General features: G+C 68.3%; 23 protein-coding genes. 7 read left to right on the plus strand and 16 right to left on the minus strand.

Translation table 11 applies throughout. The annotated features are described in order from the left end of the window. Positions 1-168 precede the first annotated feature (168 nt). From QRM95_RS07035 to QRM95_RS07080, 10 genes are all read right to left on the minus strand, one after another. A complete protein-coding gene (locus QRM95_RS07035) occupies positions 169-1326 on the minus strand; it encodes an ABC transporter ATP-binding protein (RefSeq protein ID WP_285247086.1) in 1158 nt (385 codons plus the stop codon). Further along, complete coding sequence (locus QRM95_RS07040; RefSeq protein ID WP_285247087.1) at positions 1323-2912, minus strand: ABC transporter permease; 1590 nt, start codon at positions 2910-2912, stop codon at positions 1323-1325. The genes QRM95_RS07035 and QRM95_RS07040 overlap by 4 nt, the downstream gene beginning before the upstream one ends. A 4-nt stretch (positions 2913-2916) precedes the next feature. After that, positions 2917-3966, minus strand: a complete 1050-nt coding sequence (locus QRM95_RS07045) for an iron ABC transporter substrate-binding protein (RefSeq protein WP_285247088.1) — start codon at positions 3964-3966, stop codon at positions 2917-2919. A gap of 222 nt (positions 3967-4188) precedes the next feature. Next, entirely contained in the window at positions 4189-4911 is a 723-nt protein-coding gene (locus QRM95_RS07050; protein WP_285247089.1) for a VIT1/CCC1 transporter family protein, read from the minus strand. 76 nt (positions 4912-4987) lie between these two features. Further along, a complete protein-coding gene (locus QRM95_RS07055) occupies positions 4988-6691 on the minus strand; it encodes an alkaline phosphatase family protein (protein WP_285247090.1) in 1704 nt (567 codons plus the stop codon). Position 6692: 1 nt separating this feature from the next. Further along, the gene (locus tag QRM95_RS07060; RefSeq protein ID WP_285247091.1) at positions 6693-7871 is read right to left on the minus strand and encodes an alkaline phosphatase family protein; all 1179 of its coding nucleotides are present in this window, start codon (positions 7869-7871) and stop codon (positions 6693-6695) included. Between the two features lie 166 nt (positions 7872-8037). Beyond that, positions 8038-8802: an ABC transporter permease gene (locus QRM95_RS07065; protein ID WP_285247092.1), complete on the minus strand. Its 765-nt coding sequence runs from the start codon at positions 8800-8802 to the stop codon at positions 8038-8040. Further along, the gene (locus tag QRM95_RS07070) at positions 8799-9614 is read right to left on the minus strand and encodes an ABC transporter ATP-binding protein (RefSeq protein WP_285247093.1); all 816 of its coding nucleotides are present in this window, start codon (positions 9612-9614) and stop codon (positions 8799-8801) included. Before QRM95_RS07070 ends, QRM95_RS07065 begins: the two co-directional genes overlap by 4 nt. A 26-nt stretch (positions 9615-9640) precedes the next feature. Then, complete coding sequence (locus QRM95_RS07075; protein ID WP_285247094.1) at positions 9641-10006, minus strand: DUF1048 domain-containing protein; 366 nt, start codon at positions 10004-10006, stop codon at positions 9641-9643. Positions 10007-10008: 2 nt separating this feature from the next. After that, positions 10009-10356, minus strand: coding sequence for a PadR family transcriptional regulator (locus tag QRM95_RS07080; protein ID WP_285247095.1), 348 nt, complete (start codon positions 10354-10356; stop codon positions 10009-10011). Between the two features lie 193 nt (positions 10357-10549). On the opposite strand from QRM95_RS07080, the gene QRM95_RS07085 reads away from it, so the two are divergent. The 7 genes from QRM95_RS07085 to QRM95_RS07115 all read left to right on the plus strand — a co-directional run bounded on the left by QRM95_RS07085 (position 10550) and on the right by QRM95_RS07115 (position 17950). Then, positions 10550-10906 carry an SPW repeat domain-containing protein gene (locus tag QRM95_RS07085; protein ID WP_018761692.1) on the plus strand — a complete coding sequence of 119 codons (357 nt, stop codon included), beginning with the start codon at positions 10550-10552 and terminating at the stop codon, positions 10904-10906. Between the two features lie 109 nt (positions 10907-11015). Then, positions 11016-12356: a phosphoribosyltransferase gene (locus tag QRM95_RS07090; RefSeq protein WP_285247201.1), complete on the plus strand. Its 1341-nt coding sequence runs from the start codon at positions 11016-11018 to the stop codon at positions 12354-12356. Beyond that, on the plus strand, positions 12353-14170 hold the full coding sequence (gene acsA / locus QRM95_RS07095) for an acetate--CoA ligase (protein ID WP_285247096.1): 1818 nt from the start codon (positions 12353-12355) through the stop codon (positions 14168-14170). Before QRM95_RS07090 ends, acsA begins: the two co-directional genes overlap by 4 nt. Beyond that, complete coding sequence (gene pdhA, locus QRM95_RS07100; protein ID WP_285247097.1) at positions 14167-15216, plus strand: pyruvate dehydrogenase (acetyl-transferring) E1 component subunit alpha; 1050 nt, start codon at positions 14167-14169, stop codon at positions 15214-15216. Before acsA ends, pdhA begins: the two co-directional genes overlap by 4 nt. Continuing rightward, the gene (locus QRM95_RS07105) at positions 15213-16193 is read left to right on the plus strand and encodes an alpha-ketoacid dehydrogenase subunit beta (protein WP_285247098.1); all 981 of its coding nucleotides are present in this window, start codon (positions 15213-15215) and stop codon (positions 16191-16193) included. Before pdhA ends, QRM95_RS07105 begins: the two co-directional genes overlap by 4 nt. Further along, entirely contained in the window at positions 16186-17679 is a 1494-nt protein-coding gene (locus QRM95_RS07110) for a dihydrolipoamide acetyltransferase family protein (RefSeq protein ID WP_285247099.1), read from the plus strand. The genes QRM95_RS07105 and QRM95_RS07110 overlap by 8 nt, the downstream gene beginning before the upstream one ends. Positions 17680-17707: 28 nt before the next feature. Next, positions 17708-17950 (plus strand): acyl carrier protein, encoded by a 243-nt coding sequence (locus QRM95_RS07115; protein ID WP_285247100.1) that lies wholly within the window; start codon positions 17708-17710, stop codon positions 17948-17950. 6 nt (positions 17951-17956) lie between these two features. Here QRM95_RS07115 and QRM95_RS07120 read toward each other — a convergent pair whose 3' ends face one another. From QRM95_RS07120 to QRM95_RS07145, 6 genes are all read right to left on the minus strand, one after another. Further along, entirely contained in the window at positions 17957-19231 is a 1275-nt protein-coding gene (locus tag QRM95_RS07120; protein WP_285247101.1) for an MFS transporter, read from the minus strand. A gap of 113 nt (positions 19232-19344) precedes the next feature. After that, the gene (locus QRM95_RS07125) at positions 19345-20745 is read right to left on the minus strand and encodes an MBL fold metallo-hydrolase (RefSeq protein WP_285247102.1); all 1401 of its coding nucleotides are present in this window, start codon (positions 20743-20745) and stop codon (positions 19345-19347) included. A 94-nt stretch (positions 20746-20839) separates the two neighbouring features. Next, on the minus strand, positions 20840-21136 hold the full coding sequence (locus tag QRM95_RS07130; RefSeq protein ID WP_285247103.1) for a rhodanese-like domain-containing protein: 297 nt from the start codon (positions 21134-21136) through the stop codon (positions 20840-20842). Between the two features lie 47 nt (positions 21137-21183). Next, positions 21184-21525 carry a rhodanese-like domain-containing protein gene (locus QRM95_RS07135; RefSeq protein WP_285247104.1) on the minus strand — a complete coding sequence of 114 codons (342 nt, stop codon included), beginning with the start codon at positions 21523-21525 and terminating at the stop codon, positions 21184-21186. Positions 21526-21548: 23 nt separating this feature from the next. Beyond that, entirely contained in the window at positions 21549-22307 is a 759-nt protein-coding gene (locus tag QRM95_RS07140) for a sulfite exporter TauE/SafE family protein (protein ID WP_285247105.1), read from the minus strand. Then, positions 22304-22921, minus strand: coding sequence for a rhodanese-like domain-containing protein (locus QRM95_RS07145; protein WP_285247106.1), 618 nt, complete (start codon positions 22919-22921; stop codon positions 22304-22306). Before QRM95_RS07145 ends, QRM95_RS07140 begins: the two co-directional genes overlap by 4 nt. Positions 22922-22939: the final 18 nt, after the last annotated feature.

A 22939-nucleotide genomic window follows, 5' to 3' on the forward strand; every position in this document is an offset into this window, starting at 1 on the left:
GTAAGCACAGCTTGCCGTGAAGAGGTTGCCGGAGTGTTTCGGCCCGGTGTTTTTTCTGTGTCAGGAGTGGCGGGCGCACGGGACAGAAGCTTGTTCGACCATCTGTGCCCTGTAGCTTCGGATGCGCGGACAAGCTTCTGATCCGCCGCCGAGTGCGGCCGGGGGAGCTTAGTCCTCCATCGGGAACGCGACGGCTTCGCCCACCACCCGAAGGCACAGTTCCATTCCTGGCCGGGCGATCGAGGCGTTCCAGTGCCGGATGGTGATCACTTCGCCGCCGCCGGGGTACCGGTGGTCCGCGTGCTCCGCCACCTCTTGCGGCACGTTGAGCTTGAGCCGCACCGTGGTTTCGGGGCCGAAATAGTCAGTGTCCACCACCACGCCGCGGATGGGGCCGTCCTCGGCGATGCGGATCTGCTCGGGCCGCAGCATCAGCTGGACCTTCCCCTGCGCCGGCGGGCGGCGCACCGGGATCCCGCCCAGCGAACAGGTAGCCAACGACCCTTCGAGCCAGGCGTCCAGGATGACGGCATCGCCCAGGAACTCGGCGGTGGCCCGGTCCGCGGGACGGGTGTAGACGACGAAGGGGTTGCCGATCTGGGCCAGCTTGCCGCCGCGCATGACCGCCACCTGGTCGGCGAAGGACAATGCCTCGGCCTGGTCGTGGGTGACCAGGATGGTGGTGACCCCGGCCTCGGCCAGGACCTTGGCCACGGCGCGGCGGGTGGCCACGCGGAGGCCCGCGTCCAAGGCTGAGAAGGGCTCGTCCAGGAGCATCAGTTCCGGTTCCCGGGCCAAGGCGCGGGCCAGGGCCACGCGCTGCTGCTGGCCGCCGGAGAGCTGGTGCGGGCGGCGCTTGGCCATGGCCGGGTCCAGGGACACCATTTCCAGGAGTTCCGCCACCCGGGCCGCGACAGCCCGCCGGCCGCCCTCCAGCTTGGCCGGGTCCAGGCCGAAGGCAACGTTCTGGCCCACCGTCAGGTGCGGGAACAGTGCGCCGTCCTGGGCAACGTAGCCGATCTGGCGTTTGTGGGCGGGGAGCCATGCGCCGTCGCCTGCCACCGTGGTGCCGTTGAGCGAGATGGTGCCCGTGTCCGGGTGTTCAAAACCGGCGATGAGGCGCAGCAGCGTGGTCTTGCCGGAGCCGGACGGACCCACGATGGCGGTGGTCCCGCCCTTGGCCACGGACAGGTTGACGCCCCTCAGGACCGCCTGGGACCCAAAGTTCTTGGTGACGTCCGTGATCTGGAGGTGGCTGTTGGTGGTTGCCGCCACGGAGGGGGAGACCCGTGGTTCGGGCAGCCGACGGGTGGATGGTGCTGTCACTGTCCGGCTACTTTCTTGGACTGTTGGAAGAGGAGATAGGTCATCGGGGCGGAAAGCAGGATCATCAGCAGGGCATAGGGCGCGGCTCCGGCGTAGTCGATTTCGCTGCTCTTGCTCCAGAACTCGGTGGCCAGGGTCTTGGTGCCGTTGGGGGACAGCAGCAACGTGGCGGTGAGCTCATTGGCGATGGCCAAGAAAACCAGGGCCGCACCACCGGCGGCGGCGGGGGCAGTTAGCCGCAGTGTGACGCGGATGAAGGCCAGCAGCGGCGGCTTGCCCAGCGCCTGCGCGGCCTCGTCAAGCTCCTTGGGAGCCTGCGCCAGCCCGGCCCGGAGGTTCACCAGGGCCCGGGGCAGGAACAGCAGGACGTACGCCGCCACCAGCACTCCGGCCGTTTGGTAGATGCCCGGCATCACGCGGATGCTGACGGTGACGAACGCCAGGGCCACCACGATGCCGGGCATGGAGCTGGTGACGTAGTTGGACAGTTCCAGGGACTTGCTGAACCAGCCGGGTTTCCGGACCGCGAGGTAGGCCATGGGGAACGCGACCACGATGGTGGCGGCAGCGCCGGCCAGGCCATACCCGAACGTGGCCAGCAGGGCCGGGAGGAATTCGGCGGCGGTCCAGACGTCCGCGCCGCCGGCCACGATCCATTTCAGTACGTAGTACAGGGGGAGGCCGAACGCCAGTGCCGTCAGCGCCAGCAGGAAGGCCTGGCCCGGGATCTGGTAGGCGTGCAGCGGGAGCCGGAGTGCCCGTGCCTGGGCACCTGAGCCGATCCTCGCGTACCGGGCGGTGCCGCGGCTGCGGACCTCGGCCATCAGCAACAGCAGGCAGAAGAACACCAGCACGCTGGCCAGCATGTTGCCCGCGGCCCCGTTGAACGTTGAACGGTACTGGGTCATGATCGCGGTGGTGAAGGTATCGAACCTGATCATGGCGAAGGCGCCGTATTCGGCGAGCAGGTGCAGCCCCACCAGGAGGCCGCCGCCCGTCAGTGCGATCCGCAGCTGGGGAAGCACCACCCGGAAGAAGGCCCGCCAGGCGCCCAGTCCCAGTGCGGCGGCGGACTGCTCGATGGCAGGGTCCAACCGGCTGAGCGTGGCGGCCGCCGGAATGTACACCAGCGGGAAGTAGGACAGGGTGGAGATCAGGATTCCCGAGCCCAGGCCGCCGAGCGAGGGGATGGCCGAAACCCAGGCGTAGCTGTTCACGAATGCCGGGATGGCCAGGGGAGCGGCCAGCAGGACAGCCCAGATCCGCCGGCCGCGGAGGTTGGTCCGTTCCACCAGCCATGCCCCCGCCACGCCAAGCAGCAGGCACAGCGGGACGGTGGCGGCCATCAGGAGCAGGGTGTTGGCCAGCAGTTCGCCCACCCGGGGGCGCAGGATGAGGGCGACGGCGGTGTCCCACCCGGTTGCCACCGTCATGTACACCACGTACCCCAGCGGGACGAGGGAGAAGAGGGCGATCAGCACCGCAAGGATGGACACCGCGGAAACGCCGAAAGGCGGGCGGGGGCTGTTGCCCCGGCCCGCCGTCGTCGTGCCCCGCCTGGCGGGAGCCGATAGATCGGTGGTCACGGAATTAGAGGAGTCCGGCCTGGGTCATCAGATCGCTGACCTTCTGGGAGTTGAGCTTTGCGGCGTCAACCTTGGGCGCCTGCAGGTCCTTGATGGGCACCAGCTTGTCGTTGGCAGGCACATCTGAGCCAATGGCGTACTCGAACGACGTTCCGTTCTTCAGCACTTCCTGCCCCTTCTTGCCGGTGATGAACTTCAGGAACGCCTGCGCAGCCGCAGCATTCTTGGAGGACTTGAGCACGCCGCCGCCGGAGACGGACAGGAACGCGCCCGGGTCCTGGTTCTTGAAGTAGTACGGCGTGACGTTGTTGGAGTTCTCGCCGGTCTTGGCCTGGTCGCCATAGTAGTAGTAGTGGTAAATCAGCGCGGCGTCCACTTCGCCGGCGTTGACCGCCTTCATGGCCGTGCTGTTGCCCTTGTAGGCCTTGGAGTTGTCCTTCATGGCCTTGAGCCAGTCCTCGGTGGCGCTTTCACCCTTGAGTTCCAGCAGTGCCGAGACGATGGCCTGGAAGTCGGCTCCGGTGGGCGAGGCGGCCCAGCGGCCCTTCCACTCCGGCTTGGCCAGGTCCAGCATGGACTTGGGCAGCTGGTCCTCGGTGAGCTTGGTCTTGTTGTACACCAGGACGGTGGAGCGGGCGGCGATGCCCGTCCACTTGCCGGTGGACGGCGCGAACTCGGCGGGAACCTGGGCCAGGGTGTCCTTGTTGACGTCGGCGAACAGGCCGGCGTTCTCCACCTGCGTCATGGCGGGGGAGTTCTCGGTGAGGAACACGTCCGCGGGGGACGCCTGGCCTTCCTGGATGATCTGGTTGGACATTTCGGTATCGTCGCCCTGGCGGAGGGTCACCTTGATGCCGGTTTCCGCCGTGAAGGCGTCCACCCATTCCTTGGTGAGGCTCTCGTGCTGGGCGTTGTAGACAGTGATCTCGCCGGAGGGGGCACCGTTGGAAGCGGAGCTGTCACCGGCGGGCGTGCCACCGCCGCAGGCGGTCAGGCCGAGAGCTGCGGTGGCGGCGAGTGCGATGCCTGCCAGCGCGCTGTTGCGGATCTTCATTGAGGCTGCTTTCGTGGGGAAAAGTCTGCGTGAACCTAAGTCTTTGCGGGCACCGGAAGGCGGTGCCTATGTTCAAAAACTGTAGGGTAGGCAAACCTAAGCTCCAAGCCGGAAAGCGCTTTAAGTGACGAGGTTCACATCAATTACGCAAACATGGCGTGACGTAATTCCCTCAAAAGTCCCGCCGGTGCCCGAAAGTCCCGCCGGTGCCCGGGCGGGCCGCTAGGCGATGCCCGTGGTGCCCAGGAGGCTGCCCACCGCAAACGTGAAGGCCATGGCCAGTGCCCCGCCCACCACCAGGCGCAGGGTTGCCTTGCGCTTGGAGCTTCCGCCGATCCTGGCGCTGACGGTGCCGGTGATGGCAAGAGCCAGGATCACGGCGACGAACGTGACCGGGATGCGCGCCTGCTCCGGCGGGAAGATGATGGCAAGCATCGGCAGGATGGCGCCGACCGTGAACGCGATCGCGGAGGCGAAGGCGGCGTGCCAGGGGCTCACCACCTCCTCCTCGTCGATGTTCAGTTCGGCGGACAGGTGCGCCTTCAACGCGTCCTTCGCCGTAAGCTCCTCGGCGACGGTCCGGGCCGTGGCTTCGCTGAGCCCCTTGGCCTGGTAGATCTCCGCGAGCTCGGCCAGTTCGCCGTCGGGATCGTCCCGGAGCTCCTGGCGTTCCTTTTCGATCAATGCCCGCTGGCTGTCGCTCTGGCTGCTGACGGACACGTATTCGCCCAGGGCCATGGAGACGGCGCCGCCCACCACGGCGGCGGTGCCGGCCACCAGGATCGGGGCGAGGTCGTTGGTGACGCCCGCGACGCCCACCACGGTTGCCGCGACGGAGACGATGCCGTCGTTGGCACCAAGGACGCCCGCCCGCAGCCAGTTCAGGCGGGCGGCCACGCTGCTGTCGTGGGGTTCGTTGTGGCTGAGCTTCACGGTTTCAGACATGCTGGCAGTTAACCACCGCCCGGTTCCGTTTACCACAAAGGTTTGCATCCCCTAACCGGCCCGGAAACGCCGGGCGTCAGTAGGTGGTGGCGTTCGGCAGGATCAGCGGCGGCAGCGGGGCCTGGTTGAAGTCGAAGGACTTGGCCAGGTCGCCCAGCTGCGGGTTGTTTTCGCGGACGTCGGGCCGGGCGTCGGGCCGTCCGTCCGTGGCGGGATCGATCCGTTCGCCGCCCAGGAAGTCGTCCTCGATGAACTTGAAGTAGGCGTCGTGGCTGAGCACCTGGTGGTCGATGTAGCCCTTCTTCGCGTACGGGCTGATCACCAGGCCGGGCACGCGCAGGCCATAACCGTTGTTGTCCACCACCGGCGGGTTCTCATGGTCGTAGAAGCCGCCCCAATCGTCCCACGTCAGGAAGATGGCGGTGCTGTCCCAGTCCGGCCCGCTCATGACCGCGTTGATGAGCCCGGCCACGTACGCCTGCCCGGTGCTGATCTTGGCCGGTGCGTGTTCGCTGACCTTGTCGGTGGGCGCCACCCAGGTGACGGCCGGCAGCGTCCCCTGCCGTGCGGCGTCGTAGAACCCGGTCAGGGGCTTGATGTTGCCCTGCTCGCCGTCTTCCTTGACGGTGTCGAAGTACAGCAGCGGGTTCCACAGCCCGGGGGTTTTGGCGTCCTGCTTGACCGGATCGCAGGTGGCGGCATCGTTCCGGCAGTCCGGTTCGGTGCCGTTGAACACGTAGTAAGCCCAGGGCACGTTGTGCTTGTGGAGCAGGAAGGTCAGGTCCGTCCAGGCGTAGTCGGGCAGCTCCAGTTTCTTGGCGGCGTCAGTCAGCTTCTTCTTCAGGTCATCGGACACCGGGGCTGCATCCACGGCTGCCTGGCAGACGGCGTAGGAATCGGTGGGCTGGCAGCTGGTGCCGATCAGCTGGTCGATCTGGGCAGCGAGGCCGGGGTCGATCCCGGCGGCTTCCAGGGCCTCACGGCAGGGGTCCAGATCCATGCCGGCCTGGCATTTGCCGATCAGTGTGTCCTTGATGATCTGGGGTTCAGGTTCGGGATCGGGGTCCTGCAGGGCGTTTACGCACGACGACGGGTCCCCGGCTTTGGTGCATTTGGCCGACCATTCCGAGACGAGGTACAGGTGGGCGGGCAGGCTCCAGGACGCCGCCGAGGCGAACAGGTGGTCCTGGAGGGTGAAATTCTGCGCGTAGGCCCAGTAGTTGGGCAGGTCCCGCCCGTCGTGGTAACCCATCACGTCGGTGGGCATGGTGGTGCTGTAGGTGCACTTGGTGCTGGCGGCACTGCACCCGGAGAGCCCCTTCTCCGCCTGGGCCACGAACCCGTCCATGGCGCCGCCGTTGATGTCCCCGGTTGCGTCGGCGTGGCTGTGCGGACCGCCGGCGTTGCTGTCCGCGGAGTTGTAGAAGGGTGCGATGCAGCCGCCGTTTGCCGGATCCGGGAGGCACACGGCGGGCTTTCCGTCCTTCATGGGGATGCCGTCTGCGCCGGGGTAGGTCCCAAAGTAACTGTCGAAGGACCTGTTTTCCTGGGTGATGATCACCACGTGCTTGATTTTGGAGATCCCGGCGTCCGCGGAGGCTCCCTGGCCGGCGGCAACGCCCGCGCCCGCATCTTGGGCCGGGGCGGAGGAGGGCGTGCTGGGTGCCGGCGGGCCGGCGCGCAACGCGTTGGGAAGGACGACGGCGAGAATCACCAGGACCGCCAGCGCAACGGCGCCTGCCAGGACTGTCCGGCGTCGGCCGTTCCATGGAAGCTTCACCCTAGGACTCCTTCCGGAACACGTCGTCGCCGAAGGTGGCGACCCCGGGATCGCCGGCCAGCCCCAGACGGGGGAGGAAGAAGAAGTCCTCAATGCTGGCCAGCAGGCTGTAGTGGTTGTAGGCCCGGTCCGAGGAAGTGCCCGCGTTGCTGAACGGCGAGAGCACCAGCGCCCCCACCTTGCCCCCCGCGGCCCCGCCGGCCGGGCTTGCCGCGTCCGATTCGGGGGGGCCTGACGAATCGCCCTCGGCCTCGTCGAAGGTGATCACCAGCATGCCGTCCTGTTTGTAGGCCGGTGAGGACAGGATGGCCGGCACCTGCTCCTTCAACCACCCGTCCACCGCTTCCAGCCCGCCGGGGGTGCCGTCGGCACAGGTGGCGTCATGGCCGTCGTGGCACAGGTTGGGCGTGATGTAGGACAGAGTGGGCGTGGTGTCCACAGACTTCAGGTCGCCCGCGAGCGCTGCGAAGTTGACCACATTCCTGGCGCAGTCCGGGGAGGCGGTGATGGAACGGAAGTACATGAAGGGGTTGTGGTGCGTGGAGTACTGGCTCTCCAGGGTGGCCCTGATGTGGTTGTCCGGCTCACCCAGCGGCGGGTGTTCGCATGGCTCCTGCATGTCCTCCATGTAGCCCTTCCATGTCTTGCCCTGGGCGGCCAGTTGTCCGGCCAGGGTTTGGGTGTCCTGCGGGTAGACGCAGCCGTCGCCTTGGAGGGTGCCTTCCGAGTCGGTGCCCGTGGCGTTGAACTCGGTATAGGTGTGGCAGTCCGCCATGGTGCTGTCGTTGGGCCGCTGGCCGGATATCTGGGCCAGGTAGTTGGGCAGTGAATTGTGGGCGATGCCGTAGTAGTTGGTCAGCAGGACGCCCTTTTTGCGGAGTGTTCCGGACAGGTAGGGCGCGCGGGAATTGTCACCCCATACGGAGTCGTAGCCCTTGTTCTCCAGGTTGATGACGAACACGTGGCCGGGTGTTTGGATGTGGCTTGCAGGGTCCTTGGTGGCGCTCGGCCTGGGTGCCTGGGTGCCTGCCGTGCTGTGGGAAACCGACGGGGTGGGCGTGGGAGCGGGGTCATTCGGAGTGCAGGCCGCCAAGCTGGGCAGCAGGAGGGCGGGAAGCAGGAGCAGGCCGGGGACCCGGCGTCGGGCCGCCCCGGTGTGGCGCTCAGTGCTGTTTTTCACGCCCGGCCTCACTTGTCACGTAGCTGTGGGCCTGCCGGCCAGGCAGTGTGGCGGCCCGGCCGGCAGGTATCGGCTCCCCAGCGTTGCGGACACTCTTGCATACCGCGGTCCGGATTGGCACGGACAATTCCTGTGAATTCGCAGTGAATCTGTTCAGATTGCGGCCTCAGCCAACTTTCCGGCGGTAAATGGACACTGCCACGGCGTATGCCAGGGCAAGGATCCCAACCAGCCAGGCCAGCGCCGTCCAGATCCCGGTGCCCACGGGTTCCTGCGCGAGCAGCGCCCGGAGGGTGTCCACGATCGGGGTCACCGGCTGGTTCTCGGCAAACCAGGCGACCGGGCCGGGCATGGTGGCCGTGGGAACGAACGCCGAACTGATGAACGGCAGGAAAATCAGCGGGTAGCTCATGCCGCTGGCGCCATCCACGGTCTTTGCGGTCAGGCCGGCAACGACCGCCAGCCAGGTCAGGGCAAGGGTGAACAACACCAGGATCCCGGCGACGGCGAGCCACGCTGCGAGGGATGCGCCGCTGCGGAAGCCCATGAGTACCGCAACGCCGATCACGATGGCGATCGCCGCGAGGTTGGCGGCCAGGGATGTGAGCACATGGGCCCACAGGATGCTGGGCCTGGCGATCGGCATGGATCCGAGCCTTTCGACGATCCCGCCCTTGACGTCCAGGAACAGCCGGTAGGCGGTGTAGGCCACGCCGGAGGCGACGGTGATCAGCAGGATGCCGGGCAGTAAGTAGTTCACGTAGGAGCCTCCTGAGCCGGTGGTGATGGCGCCGCCGAACACATAGACGAACAGCAGCATCATGGCCACGGGCGTCACCGCGGTGGTGATGATGGTGTCCGGGCTGCGCAGGATGTGCCGGAGCGAGCGGCCGGTCAAAACGCCGGTGTCCCGCAGGGCGTGGGTGCTCATCGGTGGTCCTTTCCTGGCGCCGGGGCGCCGCTGGGACGGTTGTCTGGGGCGGAACCCACCAGGGCCAGGAAGACGTCCTCGAGCGAAGGCTGTTTCTCCACGTATTCCACCGTGGCGGCGGGCAGGAGTTGCTTGAGTTCGGCCAGCGTCCCGTTTTGGATGATGGTGCCTTGGTGCAGGATGGCGATGCGGTCTGCGAGTTGTTCTGCCTCATCGAGGTACTGGGTGGTGAGCAGCACGGTGGTGCCTTGGCCCGCGAGTTGCCGGATGGTCCGCCATACCTCGTTGCGTGCTTGCGGATCCAGCCCGGTGGTGGGTTCGTCGAGGAAGAGGACGCTGGGGTTCCCGATCAGGCTCATGGCGATGTCCAGGCGCCGCCGCATCCCGCCGGAGTAGGTGCCCGCCCTGCGGTGTGCTGCCTCGGCCAGGTCGAAGCGGTCCAGCAGGGCGCCGGCAACCGCGTCCGGGCGGGGCAGGTGGCGCAGCCGGGCCACCAGCACCAGGTTTTCCCGGCCCGTGAGGACGTCGTCCACCGCTGTGAACTGGCCGGTCAGGCTGATGGATTCCCGTACGTGCGCGGGCTCCGTGCCGGTGTCGTAACCGTTGACCGCGGCGGTGCCGGCATCCGGTCTCAGCAGTGTGGACAGGATCTTCACCAGTGTGGTTTTTCCGGCGCCGTTGGATCCGAGCAGCGCAAAGATGCTTCCCGGCATCACGTCAAAGTCGACGCCCCGCAGCACGTGCAGGTCCTTGAACGACTTTTCGATGCCCTGGACCCGGATGGCGGGTTGCAGGGCCTGGTCTGTGGTCATGGCCGGTCCTTCCGGTGCGGGACGTCTCAGGCATCCCCGGAAGCGGCCTGGTTGATGGTGTCGGTCAGTCGCTTGCGCTCCTTGTTGATCCATTGGCCGTCCGAGTAGTTGCTGATGAAGGTTTCGGCGAATTCCACGGGGTCGTCGCCAACGATGTCGCGGATCGGGGTTCCGTCCGCTGCGGCCCCCTCGATGAGGTCGGCCAGGTCCTCGAGCATCTGCATGAGGATGTCGCCCTTGACGATGGCGCCGGCGTACGTGAAGTAGCGTTCCAGGGCATCGATGGTGGTCCGGTAGCTGCCGGGCAGCTGTTCCTTGCGGGCCTTGTATTGGCGCCAGCGCTTCTTGTCGTCGAAGGAGCCGGTGACTTTCTCGAGCCATCCCTGTGTCATGGTCATTCTCCTTTTTCCTGCTGGTGGTTGGTGTGGTGGAGTTGCTCGATCCGTTGGGCGAGGAAGCTCCAGGAGGTCCAGAACTCGTCCAGGTAGCCGCTGCCGGAAGGGTTCAGCGAATAGACCTTCCGGGGAGGTCCTTTTTCCGAGGGGACTTTGGCGACGTCCACCAGGCCGCGCTGTTCGATGCGGACCAGCAGGGCGTAGACCGTGCCCTCGACGATGTCCGAAAAGCCCTGTTCGCGCAGCCGGGCGGTAATTTCGTAGCCGTATGCCGGCTGGGCGGCGAGGAGCGCCAGGACGATGCCTTCCAGCGTGCCCTTGAGCATCTCGGTCATTTGCTTGCCCATGGAATCCCCTTGGTACTTAGTGTTGCTGACTACTAGTAGATAGTAACACTGAGTAGCTGGATGGCAACCCCTGCGGGCAGGTCTTTCTGCCCTATTGGGCGCACCACCGCAGGCGTTGACTTGAGTCATGGGCAGCAGAGGCCCATAGGGCGGAAACGTACTGGCGTTCCGCCCACACCAGAAAGGAAAAACAGTGAAAAAGTGGTATCGGTGGCAGGACTACGCAGCAGCTGCCGCCGGACTCTTCACCGCAGTGGCGGTCCTGTTCACGCGGCAGCAAAACATGTCCACCACCCTCATGCTCGTCTTCGGCGGGCTCCTGGTGGTCAGCGGAATCGTCAACCTGGCAATGCCCGGAACACCGGTTATGGAATACGCCCAGGCTGTCCTTGCCGCAGTATTGATCCTCTCGCCATGGCTGGGGTCCTACACGGGCGCGACGGGCGCCGCGTGGACGTCGTGGATTGCGGGGGCAGTGGCGCTGGTGGTCACCGCGGTGGCCATAAAGCCCAGCACTGACGCCCATCACAACCTGCGCATCTCGCACTAGCAGCAGCATCCGCCATGACTGACGTGATGCGGTACCGGGCGGGATCCACTCCGGCCCATGCCGCACCGAAGGCCATGGCGGAGCTGTATCCAGATGGCGGGTGAGCGTGATGGTTGCATTCCTGAACAGGGCCGACGCCGGCCGGCGGCTGGGCAAGCGGCTCAGCGGACTCCGGGGACGGGACGTGGTGGTGCTGGGCCTGCCCCGAGGCGGCGTGCCCGTGGCATTCGAGGTGGCCAAGGCCCTCGAGGCGCCACTGGACGTGATCGTGGTCAGGAAACTGGGCGTCCCGTTCCAGCCTGAGGTGGCCATGGGAGCCATAGGGGAGGGCGGCGTCCGGGTCTTGGATCCACGCACCATCTCCATGGCCCGCGTCTCCCAGGAGGACCTGCAGCAGGTGGAACGGCGGGAGCGCACCCTGCTGGACAGCAGGGTGGCACGGTTCCGGCAGGGGCGCCCGATGCTTGACCTCACCGGCCGCACCGCCGTGATCGTGGACGACGGCATCGCCACCGGCTCCACGGCCAAGGCCGCCTGCCAGGTGGCGCGGCACTTGGGCGCCGCGAAAGTCATCCTTGCCGTGCCGGTGGCCCCTGCCCGGGCCATCGTCGAGCTCAAGGAACCGGACGACGTCGTCTGCCTGCTTTCGCCGCAGGACTTCCAGTCCGTGGGCTACTACTACCACGACTTTTCCCCCACCGAGGATGGCGAGGTGGTCCAGTTGCTGGACGCCGCCGCGTCCCAGCCGTCCCGCAGCGGCCCCGAAAGGGGGGACAGCAGCCTGGTGGACGAGGTCGAGATTCCGGACGGGATGGCCGTGCTGCGGGGCAGCCTCTACTTGCCGGCCGTGTGCGACGGCACGGTGATCTTCGCCCACGGCAGCGGGAGCAGCCGGCACAGCCCGCGCAACCGTTTCGTGGCCTCCGTCCTGCATGGGGCGGGCCTGGGCACCTTGCTCCTGGACCTGCTGACCCCCGAGGAAGAAGTCAACCGTGCCAATGTCTTCGATATCGCGCTCCTGGCCCGGCGCCTCTCAGCCGCCACCCACTGGCTGAAGGTCCGGCACGACGGCTCGGCCGGACGGATCGGCTACTTCGGGGCGAGCACCGGTGCCGGAGCGGCGCTGTGGGCCGCGGCCGAGCCCGGCGCCGACGTTGCCGCCGTCGTGTCCCGGGGCGGACGGCCTGACCTTGCCGGTCCGCGGCTGGACGCCGTCAGGGCCCCCACCCTCCTGATCGTTGGCAGTGCGGACACCCAGGTCCTCGCACTCAACCGCCAGGCAATGGCACGGATGCAGGCGCCCACCCGGCTCGAGATCGTCCCGGGCGCCACCCACCTGTTCGAGGAGCCCGGAACCCTGGCATTGGCCGCGAACCTGGCTGCCGACTGGTTCCGCCAATACCTGCTGCCATCACCGGTGGGCCGGTCCATGCCGGAGGCGAGGGAGTGACACGCTGGCCCGCCATCGCCAAGGACGTGGCCGCCTTCCCGGTGCAGCCCAACATGCCGGACTACGACGCCGCCCGGCGCGACTTCAGCTGGGACCAGGCCCGGGAGGAACTGGCCGGGCTGCCGGGGGGCCGCGGGCTGAATATCGCCTACGAGGCCGTGGACCGCCACGTGGCCGAAGGCCGCGGGGGCAGGGAAGCCCTGCGCTTCATCAGGGCCGACGGCGGCACCCGGTCCCTGGATTACGGTGACCTTGCGGAGCAGTCCGGCAGGTTCGCGGCAGTGCTCCGGGCCCTGGGGGTGGGGCGCGGTGAGCGGGTCTTCTCCCTCCTGGGCCGCAGCCCGGAGCTGTATGCCGCGGTGCTGGGAACCTTCAAGAACGGCAGCGTCTTCTGCCCGCTCTTCTCCGCGTTCGGCCCCGAACCGGTCCGGCAGCGGCTGCACCTCGGCGCGGGCCGGGCCCTGGTCACCACCAGGGCCCTGTACCGCAAGAAGGTGGCGCCGGTGCGGGACAGCCTTCCGGAACTCCGCCACATCCTGCTGGTGGACGCGGATGGCACCCCCGAACCCGGGACCCTTGACCTGGCAGCACTCCTGTCCCGGGCGGACCCGATCGGGGAGGTCGCCGGCACCCAGCCGGAGGACATGGCCCTGCTGCACTTCACCAGCGGCACCACCGGCACGCCCAAGGGCGCCATCCACGTCCATGGCGCCGTGGCCGCCCATTACGCCACCGGCCGCTTCGCCCTGGACCTGCACCCGGAGGACGTCTACTGGTGCACCGCCGATCCCGGCTGGGTGACCGGAATGTCCTACGGAATTATCGCGCCGCTGGTGCACGGCGTGACCGCCATCGTGGACGAGGAGGAGCTGGACGCGGACCGCTGGTACCGGATCCTTGCGGACCAGCACGTCACGGTCTGGTACACCGCCCCCACGGCACTGCGGATGCTTATGAAGGCCGGCGCCGAACGGGCGGCCGGGCATGACCTGTCAGCGCTGCGCTTCATCGCCAGTGTGGGGGAGCCGCTGAACCCCGAGGCGGTGGTGTGGGGCCAGGAGGTCCTGGGCCTGCCGGTGCACGACAACTGGTGGCAGACCGAGACCGGCGGGATCATGATCGCCAACTATCCCGCCATGGACATCCGCCCCGGGTCCATGGGCCGTCCGCTCCCCGGCATCGAGGCGGCGCTCGTGGCACGGGACGCCGACGGTAAAGCGGTCATCACGGACGGACAGGCGGTCCTGGTCACGGAACCGGACACCATGGGTGAGCTGGCGCTGCGCCCCGGGTGGCCGTCCATGTTCCGCGGCTACCTCAACGAGGAGGAGCGCTACCGGCGGTGCTTCGCCGGCGGCTGGTACCTCACCGGTGACCTGGCGAAACGGGACGCCGACGGCTACTTCTGGTTCGTCGGCCGCGGTGACGACGTCATCAAGTCCTCTGGCCACCTGATCGGCCCGTTCGAGGTGGAAAGCTGCCTGATGGAACATCCCGCGGTGGCCGAAGCCGGGGTGATCGGAGTACCCGACCCCGTGGCCGGCGAGGTGGTCAAGGCCTTCGTGGAACTCAAGCCGGGCAACCAGCCTAGCGAGGCCCTGCAGCTGGAGATCATCGGCTTCGCCCGGAAACGGCTGGGAGCCGCCGTCGCGCCCCGGCTGCTCGACTTCACCAGTACGCTGCCCAAGACCCGGAGCGGAAAGATCCTCCGCCGGCTCCTGAAAGCCCGCGAGCTGGGACTGCCCGAAGGCGACACCTCAACCCTGGAGGCCCCGGCCGGACCGGCGCCGGGCCTCGGCAAGGAGCAGCCATGAGCACCCTGCGGAACCCGGCCATCCGCGACCAGGAACACGCCCTGCACCTGCTGCGGCAGATGCTGCGGGTCCGCCGGCTCGAAGAAAAATGCATCGAGCTGTACAGCGCGGCCAAGATCCGCGGTTTCCTGCACGTGTACATCGGCGAGGAAGCCGTGGCGGCCGGGGTGATGGAAACCCTGGCAGCCGACGACGCGGTGGTGGCCACGTACCGGGAGCACGGCCACGCTTTGCTCCGGGGCGTCTCCGCCGGTGCCATCCTCGCCGAAATGTACGGCCACGCCGAGGGCTGCTGCCGCGGCCGGGGCGGTTCCATGCACCTCTTCGACGCGGCGGCGCGCTTCTACGGGGGCAACGCGATCGTTGCCGGCGGACTGCCGCTCGCCGTCGGCCTGGCGCTCGCGGACCGGATGGCCGGCCGCCAGCGCGTCACTGTCTGCTTCTTCGGCGAAGGCGCCGTGGCCGAAGGCGAGTTCCACGAAAGCATGAACCTGGCCGCCCTGTGGCAGCTCCCCGTGCTGTTCTGCTGCGAAAACAACCTCTACGCCATGGGAACCGCGCTGGGCCGTTCCGAATCCCAGACGGACATCGCGCTCAAGGCCGCCGGGTACGAAATCTCCGCGTGGGCCGTGGACGGGATGGACGTACTCGCCGTCGAGGAAGCTGCCCGGCGGGCGGTGGATGCCGTCCGGTCCGGGGGCGGGCCGCACTTCCTGGAACTGCGCACCTACCGCTTCCGCGCCCACTCCATGTTCGATCCCGAGCTGTACCGGGAGAAGGCCGAGGTTTCCCGCTGGATGGAACGGGACCCCATCAGCCTGCTGCAGGGAACCATGCAGGCCGCGGGACAGCTGCCGGAGGACACCTGGGCGGCGCTGGCGGCGGACGTGGACGCCGAGATCAGCACCGCGGTGGGATTCGCCGAGAACGGCACGCCGGAACCGGTGTCCGAACTCATGCGGTTTGTATACAGCGACCCGCCGGAAGCCGGCAGCGGCGCTGCCACCGCCGGCGGCGGCGCCGGGAAAGAAGGGGCAGCAGGATGAAAACCACGTACCGGGAAGCGATGCGGGCGGCCCTCCGCGACGCGATGCAGCGCGACGAGCGGGTGTTCCTCATGGGCGAGGACGTAGGCAGGTACGGCGGCAGCTTCGCCGTGAGCCTGGGACTGCTGGAGGAGTTCGGGCCCGAACGGATCCGTGACACGCCACTGTCCGAGTCCGGGTTCGTCGGCGCGGGCATCGGCTCCGCGCTGGGCGGGATGCGTCCCGTCGTCGAAATCATGACCGTCAACTTCAGCCTGCTGGCGCTGGACCAGATCATCAACAATGCCGCCACGCTGCTGCACATGTCCGGCGGCCAGTTCAACGTGCCCATCGTTATCCGGATGACCACCGGAGCCGGCCGGCAGCTCGGCGCCCAGCACTCGCACAGCCTGGAGGGCTGGTACGCCCATATTCCCGGGCTGCGGATCCTGGCCCCGGCCACCTTGGCGGACGCCCGCGGGATGCTGTGGACCGCGTTGCAGGACCCGGACCCGGTGCTGATCTTCGAGCATGGCTCGCTGTACAACGTGGCCGGGGAGCTCGACGACGACGCCGGCGCCGTGGACATCGACAAGGCGGCGGTGGTGCGCAAGGGTGACGGCCTGACACTCATCACCTACGGCGGCACGCTGCCCATGGTGCTGGAGGCCGCGGACCTGCTGGCCGCCGAAGGCATCGAGGCCGACGTGATCGACCTCCGGACACTCCGCCCGCTGGATGCGCCCACCATCATGGACAGCGTGGCCAGGACCCACCGGGCTGTGGTGGTGGACGAGGGCTGGCGCAGCGGCAGCATCTCGGCGGAGATTGCCGCCCGGATCTGCGAGCAGGCCTTCTTCGACCTGGACGCCCCGGTGGAACGGGTATGCAGCCTGGAGGTGCCCGTCCCGTACGCCAAGCACCTGGAACAGGCTGCCCTGCCGTCGGTGGAGCGGGTCATGGCGGCCGCCCGGAGGGCCGTGGGGACCCATGGCTGAGTTCCGGATGCCGTCCCTGGGCGCGGACATGGAGCACGGCAAGGTGGTGGAGTGGCTGGTCAAGCCGGGGGATTATGTCCACAAGGGTGACCTCGTGGCGGCCGTGGACACCGACAAGACCGTGATGGACATCGAGTCTTTCGAGGACGGGGTCGTCGCCGAGTTCCTGGTGGACATCGGCGACACCGTGCAGGTGGGGACCCCCATCGCCCGGATCACGGCCACCCCCGCCGAACTCCCGCCGCCACCCGGGCCCCAACCCCCGCTCACTTCCGGCAGCATTTTCCCCGACGCCCGCTCACCTTTGACAGCAAAAGAGGAAACGCCCGCTCACTCGCGCGCCGCTGGCGGCCACCCGGAGCCCGGCGCCAAGGTCCCGCCGCCGGTCCGGCACCTTGCGCACACGCTGGGGGTCGACGTCGGACGCCTCAGCGGGAGCGGAGCCGGCGGAGAGGTGACCCGGGCCGACGTCGAACGCGCCGCTGCGGCGTCCGGCACCCGGGCGCCGGAGCCGGCAAAAGTACCCGAAGCGCACCGCGTGCGGTCCTCGCCGCTGGCCCGGCGGCTGGCGGCGGAACTTGGGGTGGACCTGCCGGCCGTCACGGGCACGGGACCGGGTGGTGCCGTCACCGAGGAAGACGTGCTCGCCGCCGTCCCGCCGCGGGGGCGGCCGGCCAGGGAACCCGGCGCGGACAAGCCGGCGGAAGCGCCGCCGTCGGAAGCCCGCCCGCCGGCGCCCGCGCAGGCAACGGAACCCGGGAACGCAAAGGAAAACGTGCCGCCCGCAGCCCCCCGGCAGGAACGGGCTGCGGCCGCCAGCAAGGCGGAAAGCCTGCGGCAGGCGATCGGCGCGCTGATGTCGCGGTCCAAGAAGGAAGTCCCGCACTACTACCTCGCCACCACCCTGGACCTTGCCGCGGCCATGGCGTGGATGCAGGCGGCCAACCAGCAGCGGCCCGTCACCGCCCGCCTGGTGCCCTCCGCCCTGCTGCTCAAGGCCACCGCGCTCGCGGCGAAGGAGGTGCCGGACATGAACGGATTCTTCACCAGGGGCGCGTTCCAGCCGAGCAATGCCGTGCACCTGGGCGTCGCGGTGGCCCTGCGGCACGGCGGGATCGTGGCCCCGGCGGTGCACGACGCAGACACCCTGACGCTGGACGAACTCATGGAGCAGCTGCGCGGCCTGGTCAGCCGGGCCAGGGCAGGCCGGCTGCAGCGCGCGGAGATGGCCGACCCCACCATTACCGTCACCAACCTGGGCGACCTTGGGGTCGAAAGCGTCTACGGCGTGATCTATCCGCCTCAGGTTGCCATGGTGGGTTTCGGCAAGGTCATCGAACAGCCGTGGGCGCACAACGGGATGCTCGGGATCCGGCACGCGGCCACCGCCACCCTGTCCGCGGACCACCGGGTCAGCGACGGGCTGCGCGGCGGCCGCTTCCTGGCCAGGATCGACGAACTCCTGCAAACGCCGGAGGACCTGTGAGCCGGACCCGTGTGACCGAGGAGGAACCGTGAACCAAGAGGACGCGCGCCAGGCCGTGGAGGCGGCGATCGGCAAAGTAGCGCCCGACGTCGAGCCCGGCGACCTGGACGGCACTGCCAGGCTGCGCCAGGACCTGGAACTGGACTCGCTGGATTTCCTCCGCCTGGTGGAGGTCATCGCCGAGTCCACGGGCGTCGACATCCCGGAAGCCGACTATCCGGCGGTGGCCACGGTGGGCGGGCTGGTGGAGTACCTGGCCGGGCACGGATAAAGGGGGCTATCCCGCAGCGTGGTCATTCCCGCGCATCCGCACCGCAACCACCAGGCCCGAGAGGGCGGTGAGCACCGCGACGGCGGCGATGGCCGCGGGGATGCCGTAGAGGTCCGCGAGTACTCCGGAGAGCAGGGCACCCACGGCGAATCCGCCGTCGCGCCACAGCCGGTACACGCCCACGGAGCGGGCGCGCCAGGCCGGGTGGGCGACGTCGCCGATGGCGGCCAGCAGTGTGGGGTAGACCATGGCGGTACCGAGGCCCAGCACGACGGCGGCGGCGAGCCACGGTGCGAAGCCGTGCGCGGAAGCAATGATCGCCAAGGCGCCGGCTTGCACCAGCATGCCGGTGGCGATGAACCACTTGCGTCCCCAACGGTCGGAGGCTGCTCCGGTCACCAGTTGGGCCGCGCCCCAGGCCGCCGGGTAGGCGGCGGCCAGGATGCCGATCTGGCCCAGGCCAAGCCCGGCGCCGGCGAACAGGACGGGGAAGAGGCCCCATGCCAGGCCGTCGTTGAGGTTGTTCACCAGTCCGGCCTGGCTGGCCGCGGAGAGTGAGCGGTCCCTGAAGCTGGTGAGGGTGAATACCTGCCCGGTGGTGAGGCCGGCACGGGCGGTATCCCGGCCCGCGGCATGCTGCGCGGCCTCGGTCCTGGCGTGGTGGTGGGTTTCGCGGACGGCCAGGACGGTCAGGCCCAGACCCAGTGCGATGTAGGCGGCGCCCAATAGGAACGGGGCCGGGCGCAGGCCGTAGGCGGTGGCGAGGTAGCCGGTGGCCAGGGCCGTTACGGCGACCCCGAGATAGCCCGCGGCCTCGTTGAAGCCCATGGCCAGGCCGCGCTGTTTGGGGCCCACGAGGTCCATTTTCATGATCACGGCGGTGGACCAGGTGAGGCCCTGGCTGACGCCCAGCAGCACATTGGCCGCCACGATCCAGCCCCAGGACGGAGCGAGTATGAGCATCAGCGGGACGGGCACCGCTGCCAGCCAGCCGGCGATGAGGACCGGTTTCCGGCCGTACCGGTCCGAGAGCGTACCGGCGAAGTAGTTCATGGCGGCCTTGGACAAGCCGAAGGCGAGGATGTAGGTCAGTGCGCCCGTGTACAGGTCGAGGTGGAATTCCTGGGCGGCGATCAGCGGAAGGACCGTGCGCTCCTGGCCCAGGGTGCCGCCCACCAGGGCGTTCACGGCCACCAGCAGCATGAACTGGGCAACGTTCTGCCGCAGGCCCAGCACCGCCGGGGTGGATCCGCTGGTGCCGCGGAGGGGGGTGCCCTGCATGGTGGCTCCGTTCTGGTGAAGCAGAAGGTGGCCCGGACGCGCGGGGGACGCGTCCGGGCCGGGCCCGGGCAGGAGGGGGGTCTTGCCCGGGCGGTCTAGGGGGAATTGCCTGCTCAGGCTGCGGGGACGCTGTTCCGCCAGGCGTTCCAGGCGGTGTAGCTGCCGTCGAGTTCGACAACGTCGTACCCGGCACGGCGCAGGGCGCTGGCGGCTACGGAGTTGCGCACGCCGGACTGGCAGTAAGAGACGATGGTGCCCTCCGCCGGCAGCTCGTCCAGGTGCCACATCACGCGGCCGCCGCTGAGCTGGTGGGAGCCGGGGACGTGCCCGGCCTTGTGCTCGGTCTTGTTGCGGACATCGAGCACCATGGCGGTATCGAAACCCTCGAGTTCCCCAGGCTGGATCAGCTTGGGGGTGAAGGTGGGCAACCCCTTGATGCTGGTGAGGTAGCCGGCCACGTTGTCGATGCCCACGCGGACCAGGTGGTCCCACAGGTCCTGGGCCTGGTCCTGGTCCCTGGCCAGCAGCACCAGCGGGTTCTTGTCGGTTTCCGGGTTGACCACCCAGGCGCCGTAGCTGGCTACGGACTTGCCGGCCGGGACGTTCAGGGACCGCGCCACCGTGCCCTGGTGGATTTCGCCGCTGGAGCGGGTGTCGATGAAGGTCAGGGTGTCCTCGGCCAGGCCCTTGGCGACGGCGTCCGTGTCCAGTTCCTGCAGCGGGGCGCGTTCGCCCATGACGGCGGGGCCTTCCCGGTTTTCGCGCTTCATGCGGGCGAAGTAGGCGTGGGCGTCGGGCTGGCCGTCGAGCAGTTCGTTGATGAAGCCCTGTTCGTCGTTGGTGGCCAGGTAGGGGCCCCACCAGGCGTAGAGGCGTTCGTAGCCCACTGTGGAGGAAGGGATGGCGCCCAGGGCCTTGCCGCAGGCGCTGCCGGCGCCGTGGCCCGGGTGGACCTGGACGTAGTCCGGCAGGGCAAGGAACTTGTCGCGGAGGCTGGCGAACAGCTGCTTGGCGCCCTCGAAGCGGGTGTCGATGCCGCCGGCGGCCTCGTCCAGCAGGTCCGGCCGGCCCAAATCGCCGGAGAACACGAAGTCTCCGGAGAGCAGGTAGCCGGGCTTGTCGCTGAACGCACCGTCGGTGACCAGGAAGGACAGGTGCTCCGGGGTGTGGCCGGGGGTGTGGACCGCCTTGATGGTGATGTTGCCCAGGGCGATGGTGTCGCCGTCGTGCAGCCGCTCGCCGTCGAACCCGTACTGCCAGTCGGGTCCACCCTCCCCGGACACGTAGATCTTCGCGCCGGTGGCGGCGGCCAGTTCGCGCGTGCCGGAGAGGTAGTCGGCGTGGATGTGGGTCTCGGTGACGGCCACGATCTTCATGCCGTTCTTGGCGGCAAGGTTCTGGTAGACGGCGATGTCCCGGCGGCCGTCCACCACGATTGCCTCGCCCTTGGCCTGGCAGCCGATCAGGTAGCTCGCCTGGGCCAGGTCTTCGTCATATATGCGTTCAAGCAGCATCTGGTGCTCCTTCGAATGGGAAAGATATGAAATCCTGGTATCAATTTTAGATACCAGGGGGGGTATACAACAACTAGAGATATCCCCCGGAATGTCAGGTGGTGGGGAGTCCGGCGCGGGTCCAGGCGGTCATGCCGCCGGCCATGGTGTCCGCCGTGTAGCCTGCGCCGTTGAGGGCGTCGGCGACGGCGGCGCTGCGGTTGCCGCTGCGGCAGACGGCAATGACGGGGACGGCCGGGTCGAGCTCGCCCAGGCGGGCCTGCAGCTGGCCCATGGGGATGTGCAGGGCCTCGGGGATCATGCCTTCGGCGACTTCGAAGTCCTCGCGGACATCGAGGATGCGGGCGGCGTTGCGGCGCTGGTCGGCTTCGGTGATGGTGATTTCAGCCATGATGGTTGTCCTTCGAAGTGTGATGTGGCTGGTTCAGTGGCGCCCGTTTAGCGGACGGGTTCGCCGGCCTGGCGCCAGGCCGCCATACCGCCGCGGACCGAGTAGGCGTCGTAGCCCTCGGTGGCCAGGAGCCGGGCGGCGGACGCGGACCGCACGCCGGAGGCGCAGATGGCGATCACGGGGCGGGTCTTTTGGATGCCGGCGGTGCCGGCCTGCAGCCGGTCCAGGGGAACATGCTTGGCTTGCGGTGCCCGGCCGGTCCGCCATTCCTGCGTTGACCTGACGTCGATGAACGTGGCGCCGGAACCCAGGAGGTCCTTGGCCTGTGCCACGGAGATTGTCTTGTAGGGCTTGCTGAAGGCCTTCTTGAGGGAATCGATCAATCCCATGCTGTTCTCCTTTGTGGAATGGGTCAGGCGGTGACCGTGCCGGCGGTGACCCACGCCGCAACGGCGAAGATGAGTACCGCGAACGAGATGCGGATGTGCTTGTCCTTCAGGCGGCGGGCAAGCCGTGCGGCGACCAGTGATCCAACGATGGCCGGGATGGCGAACGCCAGGGTGGTGGCCCAGTCGATGGTGTAGCCGGTGGCGTGGGCGCTGAATCCGGCGGCCGAGTTGACCACGATGATGGCCAGGGAGGTTCCCACGGCCTGCTTCATGCGCAGGCCCAGGAAGATGGTCAGTGCGGGGGTGATCAGGAAGCCGCCGCCCACGCCAAGCAGTCCCGTGAGGAACCCGACGAGCAGGCCTACGCCCACGGCCTTCGGCGCGCAGGTGCGGAACGCCCGGTGCGGGCCGATGCTGCAGGAGCCCTCGGTTTCGCGGGGTTTGCTGAGCATCCGGATTCCGGCAATGACCATGATCGCGGCAAAGGCCAGCATCAGGATGGTCGGATCCAGGAGTTTGCCGACGGCGGCGCCGGCCCAGGCAGCCGGAATGCCTGCGCCCCCGACAAGTGCGATGACGGGCCAGTTCAGGCCCTCCCGGATCCGGGGGAGCAGGGCTGCCAGTGACGACACGCCCACCACCAGCAGCGACGTCGGGATGGCCTGGGCGGGGCTCATGCCCACCCCGTACACCAGTGCGGGAACGGCGATGATGGAGCCGCCGCCGCCCACCACGCCCAGGACGATTCCGACGACGAGCCCCAGACCCAGGGCAGGGATCATGCCGCGGCGTCCTCTTCGGCGCCATGGACGGGAAGCTGCAGGATGGCGCTTTCGCGGGTGGGCTCCGTGGTTGCCTTGTTCCACGGCATGGCCGAGAGGGCCTTGCCCATGGCGCAGGTGTTGGTGGCGGCGGAGAAGGTCAGCCCCGTGCCAATGGCGCCTGCCAGCATGCGGACCTTGGGCGAGATGAACTTGCCGCCCACCAGTCCCAGCATCACCAGGGAACCCGCGGCCAGGCGGACCTGGCGTTCCATGTCCCAGCGGTCCTGGCCTTTGACCACTTTGCCGCCGGCGGCGGCGAAGCCGGGCACCCCGCCCGTGAGGACATAGGCGGTGTCGAGGCCAACCGCCGCCATCCGCTGGCGGGCCTGCTCGGCGCGGACGCCGGACTGGCAGACCAGGACCACGCGTGAGCCCAGCCGGGCGGCGAGTTCCCCGGTGTGCTCGGAGAGGAGGGGGAGCGGCACGTTGTAGGAGCCGCGGATGTGCATGGACTCGAATTCAGCGGCGGAACGAACGTCGATCACCATCAGGTCCTGGTGCGTGTTGAACCACGTCCGCAAGGTCTCGGGGGCGAGTGCGGTAACAGCGGTTGGTGTGGAGGGGGAAGTCATGGGGGCCTCTCAAAACGG

Origin of the sequence: Pseudarthrobacter sp. efr-133-R2A-89 (genome assembly GCF_030209315.1) — a bacterium.
GTDB lineage: Bacteria > Actinomycetota > Actinomycetes > Actinomycetales > Micrococcaceae > Arthrobacter.

What these genes read in the sequence shown, in the direction of transcription:
- QRM95_RS07045 (WP_285247088.1), bottom strand. Translation starts at nt 3,966, where the DNA reads ATGAAGATCCGCAACAGCGCGCTGGCAGGCATCGCACTCGCCGCCACC.
- QRM95_RS07050 (WP_285247089.1), bottom strand. Translation starts at nt 4,911, where the DNA reads ATGTCTGAAACCGTGAAGCTCAGCCACAACGAACCCCACGACAGCAGC.
- QRM95_RS07065 (WP_285247092.1), bottom strand. Translation starts at nt 8,802, where the DNA reads ATGAGCACCCACGCCCTGCGGGACACCGGCGTTTTGACCGGCCGCTCG.
- QRM95_RS07070 (WP_285247093.1), bottom strand. Translation starts at nt 9,614, where the DNA reads ATGACCACAGACCAGGCCCTGCAACCCGCCATCCGGGTCCAGGGCATC.
- QRM95_RS07075 (WP_285247094.1), bottom strand. Translation starts at nt 10,006, where the DNA reads ATGACACAGGGATGGCTCGAGAAAGTCACCGGCTCCTTCGACGACAAG.
- QRM95_RS07080 (WP_285247095.1), bottom strand. Translation starts at nt 10,356, where the DNA reads ATGGGCAAGCAAATGACCGAGATGCTCAAGGGCACGCTGGAAGGCATC.
- QRM95_RS07090 (WP_285247201.1), top strand. Translation starts at nt 11,016, where the DNA reads ATGGTTGCATTCCTGAACAGGGCCGACGCCGGCCGGCGGCTGGGCAAG.
- pdhA (WP_285247097.1), top strand. Translation starts at nt 14,167, where the DNA reads ATGAGCACCCTGCGGAACCCGGCCATCCGCGACCAGGAACACGCCCTG.
- QRM95_RS07105 (WP_285247098.1), top strand. Translation starts at nt 15,213, where the DNA reads ATGAAAACCACGTACCGGGAAGCGATGCGGGCGGCCCTCCGCGACGCG.
- QRM95_RS07110 (WP_285247099.1), top strand. Translation starts at nt 16,186, where the DNA reads ATGGCTGAGTTCCGGATGCCGTCCCTGGGCGCGGACATGGAGCACGGC.
- QRM95_RS07120 (WP_285247101.1), bottom strand. Translation starts at nt 19,231, where the DNA reads ATGCAGGGCACCCCCCTCCGCGGCACCAGCGGATCCACCCCGGCGGTG.
- QRM95_RS07125 (WP_285247102.1), bottom strand. Translation starts at nt 20,745, where the DNA reads ATGCTGCTTGAACGCATATATGACGAAGACCTGGCCCAGGCGAGCTAC.
- QRM95_RS07130 (WP_285247103.1), bottom strand. Translation starts at nt 21,136, where the DNA reads ATGGCTGAAATCACCATCACCGAAGCCGACCAGCGCCGCAACGCCGCC.
- QRM95_RS07135 (WP_285247104.1), bottom strand. Translation starts at nt 21,525, where the DNA reads ATGGGATTGATCGATTCCCTCAAGAAGGCCTTCAGCAAGCCCTACAAG.
- QRM95_RS07140 (WP_285247105.1), bottom strand. Translation starts at nt 22,307, where the DNA reads ATGATCCCTGCCCTGGGTCTGGGGCTCGTCGTCGGAATCGTCCTGGGC.
- QRM95_RS07145 (WP_285247106.1), bottom strand. Translation starts at nt 22,921, where the DNA reads ATGACTTCCCCCTCCACACCAACCGCTGTTACCGCACTCGCCCCCGAG.